At 34.7% G+C, this 13,128-nt stretch carries 8 protein-coding genes; 1 reads left to right on the plus strand and 7 read right to left on the minus strand.

The genetic code is table 11. The features are described from left to right. Positions 1 to 44: 44 nt before the first annotated feature. The gene (locus QL232_RS13510; protein ID WP_168881714.1) at positions 45 to 1,304 is read right to left on the minus strand and encodes an asparagine synthetase B; all 1,260 of its coding nucleotides are present in this window, start codon (positions 1,302 to 1,304) and stop codon (positions 45 to 47) included. 244 nt (positions 1,305 to 1,548) lie between these two features. Between QL232_RS13510 and QL232_RS13515 the strand changes: the two genes are divergently transcribed. Further along, complete coding sequence (locus tag QL232_RS13515; RefSeq protein WP_168881713.1) at positions 1,549 to 2,781, plus strand: ABC transporter permease; 1,233 nt, start codon at positions 1,549 to 1,551, stop codon at positions 2,779 to 2,781. Positions 2,782 to 3,573: 792 nt separating this feature from the next. Here the strand turns inward: QL232_RS13515 and ndk are convergent. The 6 genes from ndk to QL232_RS13545 all read right to left on the minus strand — a co-directional run bounded on the left by ndk (position 3,574) and on the right by QL232_RS13545 (position 13,029). Then, positions 3,574 to 4,047 (minus strand): nucleoside-diphosphate kinase, encoded by a 474-nt coding sequence (gene ndk / locus QL232_RS13520; protein ID WP_168881712.1) that lies wholly within the window; start codon positions 4,045 to 4,047, stop codon positions 3,574 to 3,576. A 274-nt stretch (positions 4,048 to 4,321) separates the two neighbouring features. Then, the gene (locus QL232_RS13525; protein ID WP_281614730.1) at positions 4,322 to 6,103 is read right to left on the minus strand and encodes an ABC transporter transmembrane domain-containing protein; all 1,782 of its coding nucleotides are present in this window, start codon (positions 6,101 to 6,103) and stop codon (positions 4,322 to 4,324) included. A 197-nt stretch (positions 6,104 to 6,300) separates the two neighbouring features. Next, positions 6,301 to 7,716: a SpoVR family protein gene (locus QL232_RS13530; RefSeq protein WP_281614500.1), complete on the minus strand. Its 1,416-nt coding sequence runs from the start codon at positions 7,714 to 7,716 to the stop codon at positions 6,301 to 6,303. Between the two features lie 40 nt (positions 7,717 to 7,756). Then, positions 7,757 to 8,941, minus strand: a complete 1,185-nt coding sequence (locus QL232_RS13535) for a DUF444 family protein (protein ID WP_168881710.1) — start codon at positions 8,939 to 8,941, stop codon at positions 7,757 to 7,759. Between the two features lie 72 nt (positions 8,942 to 9,013). Continuing rightward, complete coding sequence (locus QL232_RS13540) at positions 9,014 to 10,954, minus strand: serine protein kinase (protein ID WP_168881709.1); 1,941 nt, start codon at positions 10,952 to 10,954, stop codon at positions 9,014 to 9,016. 185 nt (positions 10,955 to 11,139) lie between these two features. Next, complete coding sequence (locus QL232_RS13545) at positions 11,140 to 13,029, minus strand: WG repeat-containing protein (RefSeq protein WP_281614501.1); 1,890 nt, start codon at positions 13,027 to 13,029, stop codon at positions 11,140 to 11,142. Positions 13,030 to 13,128 lie beyond the last annotated feature (99 nt).

Consider the following 13,128-nt stretch of genomic DNA (forward strand, 5'->3'; position numbering starts at 1 on the left):
CGATTTCCAACAAGTGCTTCGTATAGATAGTAGTAAAAGTAGTATCAGGTTTTTTGTTTCTTTTTCTTCGCGGCAGGGAATAGAATGTTATTCAAGATTAATCGATAACCAGGAGAATTAGGATGAAGATTTAGATCTGTTGGCTCCTCACCAACAAAATGACGGTAATCTTCTGGATCATGTCCCCCGAAGAAAGTCCAAGTTCCTTTGCCATAAGTACCATGAATATATCTGGCTTCTTTGGCTGCTTCACATTCTCCTAAAATAATAACATCACTTTTTATTAAATGCTTTTTGAAAGCCGTTGTCTGTCCCATAAAACCTTTAACTTGTTTCTCATGGTTCTGAGTTAACATCGTAGGAACAGGATCCCATTTTGCAGAGAAAGTGAATAACTCAAAGTAATCATTTTCTTCTCTTAAGCCTCTTTCATAAGATTGGTTATCTATCTGTGAGTACTCGTATTGATAGGGGTCGAGTTTTATTTTAAAGTCTTTAAATGCGAAAGTGTTCTTATAATTTAATTTGTCATGAACATTTTCATCTACACCATCGCCATCATACATGTAATCACAGATATCAACATTATCTGCTGCTAAAGCGATGTCATAAGTGTCTGTAGCAGAGCACATGGCAAATAAGAATCCTCCTCCAGCACAGAAATCTCTAATTTTCTTTACTACAGCACTTTTAAGGTGAGAAACTTTCTCAAATCCATGTCTTTTTGCTGATTCTTCAAATTGATTTTGTGCTTCAATGTACCAGGCTTCTCGTCCATAAGTAGCATAGAACTTACCATATTGACCCGTAAAATCTTCATGGTGAAGGTGAAGCCAATCATATTTAGGTAAGAGATCTGCCATGACTTCATCGTCGAAGATGACATCATAAGGAATCTCTGCATATGTAAGTACCAAGGTGACGGCATCGTCCCAAGGTTGTTTAGAGGGCGGAGAGTAAACAGCAATACTAGGTACAGCGTCTAATCTCATTAGATCCATATTGGATTCTGGGTGTGCAATTTCTTCTTTAATTTGAATAGCTTGAGCATCAGAAATCACATCATAACTTACACCCCTAATCACAAGTTCTTGTTCAAATAAGGGTAGATTTTTAAACATAAAACTACCACCTCTGTAATTGAGGAGCCAATCGGCTTCCACTTCTTGTCCAAGAACCCAAAAAGTGACTCCATAAGCCTTTAGGTGGTTAGTTTGTTCTTGATCCATTGGCACAAGTATATGAGATCCGAAAGTATGTAGTTGTGCCAATAGCAGAAAGCAAAGTGAGATAATGGTCTTCATGCATTATTGTTTAGTAGGGTTTTATAGTGTTAATTGGGGCTAAATAGACTAATAGATTAACAGGAAAGTTAAACTGATTCTTTTTCAACTTTTTAACTATCTTTAAGTTACAATTGTTTTTTCTCTGATGACTTTTAAAAAAGTCACTTTTTGATGAAAATATTACATTGTACTTTTTGTTTGAAAATTCAAAAAAAGTGAAGGGAAATAAATTGTACTTAACTAAGAAAACCTGATTTATTCGATGAATATTTTAATTTATATATTTGAAGCTTTCAGTTCTGTAAAGGCAAATAAACTTCGTTCATTCTTGACATCTACAATGATTGCTATCGGTATTATGGCCTTAGTCGGAATAATGACAGCAATTGATGCCGTTAATGAATCTATAAATTCTGGTATGGCAGACTTGGGTGTAAATAATTTTGAAATCTCAGATGTAACTAGAAGAAGAGGTGCTTTTGGAAAAAAATTAGCAAAAAAGAATATCATTTCTTACGAACAAATGAAGAAATTAAAGGAATCATTACCTGTAGAAGGTAAGGTAAGCCTTGAAGCTTTGGTCGCTGGTTCCTTGGAAATCAAAAGATTATCTAAAAAAACAACACCCAATTACAGTGTAACGGGTATCGATGATATGTACCTAAAAAATAATGGGTATAAGATAAAAGATGGTAGAGAGTTCTCAAATATCGAATTATCTCAAGGTCAAAATGTAGCAATTATCTCAAAAGAGGTTTATACTAACTTATTTGAAAAAGATGAAGACCCTATCGATAAGGCTATCGGTTTCAAAGGCAAAAAGTTTAGAGTAATTGGAGTTGTTGAAGAGAAAGGAGGTATTGGTGGAGGTGATGCCGATAGACAGGTGTTTATTCCTCTTCTTAATGCTAATAAGTTCGCTACTCAACAAAGTTTATATTATAAAGCAACAATAAATACTACAGATCCTAGAGGTATTGATTATGCCATGTCTGAAGCAAGAGGCACAATGCGAATCATCAGAAGAGATCAACTTGGAAAACCAGATTCCTTTGAGATAAAAAGAAGTGATTCTTTAAACTCTGAATTTAATGAAATGACAATGCAACTTAGAATCGGAGGTTTTGCTATTGCGATTGTGACATTGTTAGGGGCATCTATCGGTTTGATGAATATTATGATGGTGTCTGTAACTGAACGTACAAGAGAGATAGGCATTCGTAAGTCTTTGGGAGCAACACCTTTTGCAATTAGACAGCAATTCCTTATGGAAGCAATTTTTATCTGTTTAATTGGAGGACTTTTTGGGACGTTTTTTGGAGCCTTAATCGGTAATGTATTAGCTAAGTTTATGGATACCGAAGGTTTTATATTTCCTTGGTTCTGGTTAATTGTATCAATAGTAGTTTGTGTTGTTGTAGGAGTTGTTTCAGGATTTTACCCAGCAAATAAAGCATCAAGATTAGATCCTATTGAATCACTTAGGTTTGAATAAAACACCCTCATAGAATGCAAAACATTTATGAGGGCCAGGTAAAGAATCTAAGGTATAACACTATTAATATTGTGATACAAAAAACAAGTCAATTCATTTTATAATGATTGATTTCTTTGTATTAAATTTCTACAGGCATAATGGTTCTGATTGATTTTCGGTATTGCCGTAAATCATTGGATAATTTAAGTGATAAATAGGCGTTGGAAGAAATAATTTTCTTTATAGATAGCTGTTTTTGGTATTCATTTCTTTGTTGCTTTTGTATTTTGATACCTCAATTTATGCGTGTTGACCTGTTTTTACAACATTTGTAATCATTAATAAACGGCGATTACAATATGTTAACAATATTAAGATGGTATTTGAAATAATTGATTTTCAGTTATTTAAAATGTTTTGTTTTTTCTTTGTTTAATACAAATAGCACCTCAATTTAATCTGACCTTTTTGGTAAAAACTTTGAACTTTAAAGCACAAACGGGTAGAGACTTAATGCGTTCAAATAGATATATCACAATTGAACAGAACTTAAAAATCTTAATATCATGAAGTCTCAAAAGAAAAGAACTATTTCAGACAATGAAGAAATAATAGATCACGATATAATGACGCAGGAAGATGTCAAGTTAATTTCATCTTACCTACTTCAAAATAACAATAAGTAAAACAAAATTTTCATATCAATTTATTAAAGCTTTCAGAGATTCTCCGAATGTTTTTTATAAAAAAAGTAGTCACCCCTTTTGTCGACGTGACTACTTTTTATTTTTATATGAATGCTATTTCAGCTTAGTTACCCCATCCAAAGAAACAGTGTCCTTCATTGTTGTAACGTTCTCCCATAGAAAAGAAGAATGTTGCTTCCTCAGCTGCATTGTCATCAGAATCAGAACCATGAACAACATTTCTATCAGTTGATCTTGCAAAACGTTTACGGATTGTACCGTCTTCTGCTTTTGTTGGATCTGTTGCACCAATCAATTTACGGTAGTCAGCAACAGCGTTGTCTTTTTCCAATACGGCTGCTACTACAGGCCCTGAAGTCATGTAATTTACTACATCTTGAAAGAACGGTTGGTCAGACAAGTGGCGGTAAAACATTTCAGCTTGTTTCGTACGTAACCTTACCATTTTCATTGCTTGGATACGGAATCCTGCATCATGAATCATCGTTAAGATTTCACCAATGTAATCTTGGTTTTCTTCTCCAGGCTTAATCATAGTAAAAGTGAAAGTTCCCTTTTTAGGTGCGTAGTTTTCCATAATTTGTTTGTGTCTATTATTGTTATCGATTATTTTTTATGTGTTATGAATAAATAAAAAGCTATAGGGTTATGTATAGATGTGTTATTCATAATTTGTAAACAAACTTATATAGAAGACTAAAAATTACCAAATAAAAAATAAGGTTAGTTGATCGATGTAAATTTCGACCTCTAACCTTATTTTTAAATATCTATTAGCAGGTTTTTCTTCTGCTTAATTATCAGTGATTTATGAGTTTACTAGAGTAGTTTAACTCTTAAATTGCATTAATTTAAAATTCTTGAAGTTGGATCAACTTATTATATGCTCCATCTTCTTTCTCCATTAACTCATCGTGTTTACCGATTTCAGAAATCACACCATTATCTAATACCGCAATTTTGTGTGCATTTCTAATCGTCGATAAACGGTGGGCAATGATCAAACTTGTTCTGCCTTCCATTAGCGTCTCTAAAGCATCCTGTACTAACTTTTCAGACTCAATATCCAATGCAGAAGTTGCTTCATCCAAGATCAATATAGCAGGATCTTTTAAGATCGCTCTAGCAATTGCAATTCTTTGTCTTTGTCCACCAGATAGTTTTACACCTCTTTCACCTACAAGTGTTTCAAATCCTTCTGGGAAAGAATTGATGAATTCTAAGGCATTAGCTTTTTTAGCTGCTTCAATGATCATTTCCTTAGTGGCTTCTGGATTACCATAGCGGATATTTTCTTCAATAGAACCACCAAATAGTAGTACCTCTTGTGGAACAACTCCTACATGTTTACGGAATCCGATAAGGTTATAATCCTTCGCCGATTTATCATCGATAAGAAGATCTCCACCTTCAATTTCATAAAAACGTTGTAATAGGTGTGCCATTGTAGATTTACCTCCACCAGATTTACCAACAAGAGCAACTTTTTCACCTTTGCTAATATGTAGGTTGACACCTTTCAATACCTCAATCTCCTTTCTAGTAGGGTATGAGAAACGTACATCCTTGAAAGTAATATTTCCTTCTAATCTTGGAATGTTTTCTTTGTCAATTTCATGTTCAGATTCTGCTGCTAAAATTTCTTCAACTCGATCTGTTGCACCTACAGCTTTTTGTAAGTTGCCATAAATATCTCCTAAGCCACCAATTGAACCTCCAATGAACATCGTATACAATACAAATGAGGTTAAGTCTCCAATCGTGATTTCTCCTTGAGATACCATGTAAGTACCATACCATAATACTCCAATGATACCTCCCATCAATACGAAAATGATGAATGAGATAAATGTACCTTTATATGTAGCTGCTTTTAAGGCGATATTCACAACTCCCGATAAATTGCTGTTGTATCGATTGACTTCAAAGTCTTCGTTCGCGAAAGTTTTTACAGTACCGATAGATTGAATAGTTTCTTCAACAATCACATTGGCCTTTGCTAATGCATCTTGTGTACCTTTTGAAAGCTTACGAATAAACTTACCAAAGATGATAGCAAAAATGATAAGTACTGGGAAAGTCAACATCATGAAGAACGTCAACTTTGGATTTTCCATGAATAAAATAACTACGCCAAAAACTAAAGTGGCAAGTTGCCTAAATAATTCAGCTAGAGTAGTTGAAAAAGTATCTTGAAGTACAGAAACATCAGAAGTAATTCTACTGAAAAGTTCGCCAGATCTATTCCTGTCATAAAAAGACATGGGTAGCGACATGAATTTTTGATATAAAGCACCTCGTAAATCTGCTATAGCATTCTCGTTTACTTTAGCGAAAAGATATACTCTCGCAAATGAGAATAAACTTTGAAGAAATAATACAGCGATGAGTGCAAAGCCTACTGAAGTTAAATCAGGTAGCCAAGGAATTGTGACAATACCTTGTGCTGTATCCATCAAAGTACCAATTAACTTTGGTAGTGCTAGTAAAATTGTACTTGAGAAGAAGAGACAGATTAAGCCGAGTGTGAAAATGCCTTTGTAGGGCATCATAAATCTAAAAACACCTCTTAATTTCTTTATACTTCCTTTATCTAAACGCGCTTTTTTCTCTTCAGAGTCCTTTCGCGACATATTTCTAAATACTCCCACAATGTTTAATGCTTGTTCGAATTGCAAATGAACGACATTTTTATCACTTATATTACCTTTTTTGTGGATATTCATTTAAAAAATATGAATGAAGTAAGAGTGGGAAGTTTTTTTGAAAATTTGAGGTAGTTGTTATGAATAAAAAATGCTACAAATTTTACTTTGTAGCATTGATGCATTTAGATGTGCGTATATTCTGTTTCGGCTTCATCCCGATCTATACCTTCGACTCGAAACTCTTTGTTGGCGTATATACATGTTACTTCATGTCCATCGACAGTAGTTTCTAGTTTTACCGGAAAATCGGACCATAAAGTAGCGATATGTTCCATGGTTTTACTTACATATCCGAGTTCAAGTTCTCTACCGTCAAACTCATGGACAAGCATTAGTGAATTTGAAATAGGAGCAATTCCTTTCACTTTTATCACTGGTATACTTCCTGTTCCTGTTTGAGCAATCAAAGTATCTCTAACATCTTTCCATCCTTTAAAGTCATCTGATGTATTAGAGACAGTGATTCTTCCTTGTTTTTTTTCGTATTCAAAAAGCCCCAACTCTTCCATTAATTCTTTGGTGAGGAATCTTCTTAAGAAAGAAGCATCTCTATCTACAGTTCTTACATCAAATATTTTAGGATTGATTTCATATTCGAAAGCATCCTTTTTTCCTGCAAGGTGTGCCATTAAAGTAAAACCAATGTGATATGGATTAAGACCACCGACATGAGGACGTATCACTTGATTGTGGGATCTGATAAAATCCACATGCATAGCAGGAGGAAGGTTAAGTTTATGAAGTATAGTATAATGCCAGAAACTGGCCCAACCTTCATTCATAATCTTTGTTTCCATTTGAGGTAGAAAGTATAACGTTTCTTCTCTTACGATGCGTAGGATTTCTTTTTCCCAACTTTGTAGAAAGCGACTATTTTCTATAAGGAATAACATCAAGTCTTCTGAGAGGGCAGGAATAAAGTCCTCATCTTTTTCAGGTTTTTTGAGTTCGTCCCAATTGTCTTTTTCTCTATTTACATGTTGAAAATGTTGAATTCTTTGCTCTTCTTCAGACAAGCGCACAATGCGTTGGTTTCTGTCAACATGAAAACTAATAGCATGAGCAGCATCTAAAATTCTTTCAACACCTTCATATCCAATACTAGGTGTTTCATGAAAAGAACGAATACGGTCAGCGTTAAGTTTAAACATTTCTAGAGCATATTCAGCTCTTGTTTTAGAGAAATTTATATTGTTTTTGAAGAAGTCATTATGTCCATATACATGGGCCATTACCAAAATTTGCATTGATAACGGGTTGTCTATCATTAAATAGGCAAGACAGGGATTTGAGTTAATAACCATTTCGTAAGCTAGGCCACTCATTCCCAATTTGTACATGGTATTTTGTTTTTCAAACGATTTTCCAAAACTCCAATGGGGATATCTTGAAGGCATCCCTACGTAAGATTGGTACCCAAGCATGTCATGGTAATCACATACTTCAAATTCTTGAGGGTAATAGTCTAAACCACATTCTTGGGCAATTTCTTCAATCTTATCGTTCCATTTTGCTAAATCTTTTAATACCCAATCCATTTTTAATAGTTTATTTATGAAGGATATTCATAGCACTTACTTAATCCATAAGTGTATTACTTTTATCTTTTCTGAGAAATTTCTGAAGTGCAGGCCAAACGGCTTCTTTTGTTCTCATTCTTAAACAAATGAAGTTGTCTTCCTCTATTTTTTTGTATTCATCAATCATGGAAGACCATGAGTAACCGACATCAGGTTTAATTTCTCCATAGCCAAACAAGTTGCAGACATTACTTAGCTTCACAGCACTTTCGATAGCCTTCTTATTATCAGAAGAAAAGTTATCACCATCTGAACAATGGAAAGCATAAATGTTCCATAGTAGTGGATTATATCGTTCTTCAATAATTTCTAAGGCTTTGTTATATGCTGAGGAAATAATAGTACCTCCGGATTCTCCTTTGTGGAAAAACTCATCTTCGGTAACTTCTTTGGCTTCAGTATGGTGAGCGATAAAAATGATTTCAGTGTTTTCATACCGTGTCTGTAAAAAAGTATACAGCATAAAGTAAAAACTTCTTGCTAAGTACTTTTTTGCTTGGTCCATAGATCCAGAAGTATCCATAAGACAAAGAACAACTGCATTAGAATGTTCTTCAGTGTCAACTTGCAGCCTACGGTATACTAGGTCATCATTATGGAAAGGGAAAGAAGAATCTTTACTTTCATATAATGCTTTGCTATCAATGCCTTTAGCTTTCATACGCTTTATCCTATTCATCATAGTTTTTCGTTTTGAAAGTCGGGCTCTAATTCCTTTTTTCTGATAGCCAAGCAGTTTACGCATCACCTCAGTATCTGTCTGGAAGTACTTTTTCTGATCCATATCAGGTAATTCCAAGTCTTCAAACATAAACTGAATGGCTTCTTCTAGTGTGATCTCGGTTTCATAGATATCTTCACCAGGGTCACTGCCTGCTTCACCTTTTCCTTTGCCTTTTTGTTGTTGGGCATTTTGGTCTTGTATTACTTGCCCTTTTTGTTCTTTACCAGTGCCTTGTGCTGCACCTTTTCCTTTGTTAGACCCGAAGACAAATCGGTACTCTTTGATCCCTTTAATGGGAACCTTAATCTTTTTGTCTTTGTCTTGACCAATGATCGATTCTTCTGCTATAACATCAGCAATACCTTTCTTGATTTTTTCTTTTACAAGTTCTTTATGGCGTTGCCTATCAGCAGCAGAACGATCTCTTTTCTGTTTGCTGAATTCTTTAAAAATAGCCATGATGTAATTTTTTTGATAGGTAAAAGAGAGACAAGGCGGGGGCACCTTGCCTCTACAACCTATATGATGCTGCTAATCTTTCCATAGGTTGTTTGAAGCGAATGATAACACCGCTTCAACGCTTTCTTCATTATATCCCATATTTATCATTTGGGATACCATAGCATCATATTTTGATTTCTGTGAGTCGTCTCTAGTTTTGGCTTTAAGAATAATTCTGGTGATGTCTTTAACAGACGCCATCAATTTTTTCTCAATAGCTTCTTTTAGAGGTTCATAACTTGTGTAATGTAATTCTCCATTTCTTCTGAGAATATGTGTTACATAACTCATTACATCCTGACGGAATCCATCTGCAGCTGTGCCTGATATACCGATTTGTTGTTCAATGGACTCTAGGAACTTAACATCTGGGTCAAGTTCTTCATTATTAGCCCCTGTAACTTTTCTCTTCAGTACATAGGCTTCAACATGGTCTAAATAGTTTTGGAATAATGATTCAGCCTGTTCATCATATGCATGGACAAATGCTTTTGTGATATCACCTTCAAGCATTTTAAGGTATTCCTTGTAAAGAATATCCTTAAGGATATGCATGTAGTGGTCCTTAATATCACCTGGCATAGGCTCTTCTTTCAATTTGTTTTGCAGAGCATCTAAAACGGCAATAGGATGGATTGTATTTGTTTCTGTGTCAGATAGGGCATTATCTAAAGACTTCATGATGAAACGGGTTGAAATACCGCTCATTCCTTCGTCTTCAACTTCTTCTTTAAGCTCCATCACGTTGATACGTTTGGATTGCCCATTTTCTGTGACTTCATCACCATTGTAAAGCTTCAGCTTCGTCAATAGATCGCATTTGTTGGTAGGCTTTAACCTAGTTAGAATGGCAAACATTGAAGCGATTTCTAACGAGTGTGGTGCGATGTGTGCATTGAAGTCCGATTTACCAATGATTTTTTGATAAATCTTGATTTCCTCCGACAGCTCTAGAACATACGGTACTTCGATTTTAACAATTCTATCTAAAATAGCTTCATTGGTATGGTCTGCTTTAAAACGATTCCATTCTGCTTCATTCGAGTGAGCAAGGATTACACCGTCAAAGTATATCATACCATGTTTACCTGGTGCTGGTATACGTTTTTCTTGTGTTGCGGTAAGCATTACATGTAGGTATTCAATTTCGTTTTTGAAAACCTCAATGAATTCAACTAAACCTCTATTTCCTACATTGAAAGCACCATTTAGAGTTAATACTCTAGGGTCGTCTTCACTGTAACGGTCTAGTTTAGAAATGTCTTCGGAGCCAATAAGTACAGAGGTGTCTTGGTTGTTAGGGTCTACAGGTGGTACCATTCCTACTCCCATTCTTTTACGAATAGAGAAAGAACGCTTTACAACTTTAAATTTGGTGAAGTCGCCTTTAAAGTCATGGTCTAAGATATGTTGAGTAACTGGGTCTAGTTCTCCTTCAATTTCAACGCCAAGGCGACTTTCCATTTCGGGACGTAAATCTTGTGGAATCGCACATAAAGGATTCGTATTCATTGGAGACCCTTCTAAGAAATAAAATGGCTTGGATTGTTCTAAACCACTTTTCAGCTTTTCAATCAGCGAAGATTTACCCGCCCCCACAGGTCCTACTAAAAATAATACCTGTCTACTTTCTTCACCTTTAAGGGATGCTGAGTGAAAATAACGGACGAGCTTTTGCAATACTTTTTCAATACCGAAAAACTCGTCCTTAAAGAAATTATAACTTTTTAGTTTGGAGTGTGGTCCAAAAATCCTTCTCAGTCGGACATCTTTCTCGGTATCAAGAACATTAAAGCCTTGGTTTGTAATCGCTTTAAACATTCTCTTGTGAGCAAGATCCGCTAAGTCGGTATCTTTTTGCACTTCTTCCAAGTAGTCTAGGAAAGACATGGTTTCCTCCTCTACCGATTTATTCTTTCGGTAGGCGGCAAAGAGCTTTTTAAACTCGTTTTGATCATTTGCAGCATTCATAGTTGTGTTCTTGGTTTTGTAATAATTATGGGTGTACACAATTGAATCGTTTTGCGTACTTTTTATTATGTTATGTGGATTATAGTTTCGGATGCATTTTAACCGTTAGGTAAGGTTGTGAAATGCTTTAGTTCTTATAATCTACAAACAAAACTCAAGAAATACAACTATTAATGAATTAAATATCAGTTGTTTACGGTTAATTCGTTGCCATTTTTATCAAGGAAATGCTGTATCCCATTCTTATCTACCACAGGAATTATACCGTCTGAGATAGGGTGCACCTCTTGGAATTTTCCTATTGGAACGACCACTTCACCCTTAGGAGATAACATTCCTTCATTAAACATAAAATCAGTTACTTTTATATAAGGTTCTTTTTCAGAAGCAAAAGAAACGGTAGCATAATTGGCAGGAACTAATTCTTTAAAATCTTTATCTAGGAACCCAATTCCAATTTCTCCATGACCATGATCGTTGACATACATGTATTCAAAATTATCTGGAGCAAACTCACTAAATTCGTAAGCTAGGTTTGTTTCCCAACCTAAATGTTTAGGGTTAAAATGTAAAGAACCTTTGGCAGGTCTTACTTTAACATCATAACCATTTATGACTTTACCCGTTAACTTATTTTCTTTAATCGAGTAAACATCCAATACTTTTGTTGATTGACTACCTTTTCCATTTTTCTCAAAGAATAATATGCCTTTATCCGCTGCCGTTGTATTGACTGTAGGAGTATATGTCATTTCTGAAATGACTTTATGAGTTTTTACATTATAGAAAGCATAGTTACCAATTTCATCTCCTAACATTATTAAGCCGTAATCTTTAAGATAAGGAGTGAAGATATAATCATACTTAGCTTCAATGATGTATTTTTTGTTATCTAGATCAAAAATACCTTGTTTATTCTTATCGGAGATGACTAAAGCCCAATGTTGATCTTTGTTTAAATCATCGTTGGAGTATGAGATCATCGTTGTGAAATTAGAAACCACCTCTTTACCTAAATCAGCATCTTTTTTATTGATAACTACTAATGATTTTGTTGATGTTCCGGAAGCAGGGTTATAGTTTACTCCTTGCAGATAATCTTTATTAAAACTGAACAGGCTATCGTAGCCCTCAGAAACAGTTTTGTCTAAGTTTGTGATATAAAATTTATCGCCTTTTTGTAGGATTCCAAGACCATCGTAATCTACGGCCTTTAATTTATATTCTTCAATGTTCTTGATTTCAAAAGTATCACCAACTACTAAGAAAAGCTGATCTTCTGCAACATACATCGCATTCGAAGGTATATTGTACCCGTTAGCGTTATACAGTTCAATATCAATCTCTTCAATTTTTTGTGGAGACGAAGTGTCAAGTAATACCTTACCTTCTTTGTTTAGAATGTTATAACCTCCATCGGTTCTTACCACTGAGAAATCTGTCCAATCATCAAAAACAACGGCTTTCATTGCAACACCGCCTCTCGTTTTATTGACTATAATTTGAGGTTCAGAAACTATTTGGAAATTTTCGGCATTCAAGAATCCTATTTTATTCGCTTGAGTAATTCTTAGTAGGCTATTTTCGTCATATGCAATTTCGGTATACTTTACAGGCAAAATCCAATTTTTGTCGTTCGTATTATATAGACCACATTGGTTTTTGTTAAATACCAAATAATCACCTCTTTCATCAAAGACAAAAACACTGTCGTATTTGGTGTTTAAAACTTTGTCTCCATTCGTGTGAATGATCCCTGATTTACCTTTTGATGTTGTTACAATAAATTCATCATTAGCTAATGTGGAAGTAATTTCATTGTATTTGTTACTGATTACCCAGTTTCCTTCTTGGTTGATAACACCATACTTATTGTTGCTACTTACTATGGCTAACCCGTTATCAAATAGTTTGGCGTCATCAAATTGGGGTTCGATGATAATGTTTCTAGAAAAGTCACAGTATCCCCAAAGTCCATTTTGTTCGATTGGGATAAGTGCTTTATTCTGGGCATTAGTACCCAAAGAAAGAAGTAAAGAAAATAAAAAAAATAAAATTGAGTTATTGTTTTTCATCTTGTAGAATAGCTGAAAATGATTGATTAAAAGATTTCGACGGTCTTGTTATACAAGTTAAAAGTTTTTAAGAGAAAACATGAGTAAAGCGATTGTTTT

Origin of the sequence: Flammeovirga sp. SubArs3, assembly GCF_947387565.1 — a bacterium.
GTDB lineage: Bacteria > Bacteroidota > Bacteroidia > Cytophagales > Flammeovirgaceae > Flammeovirga > Flammeovirga agarivorans.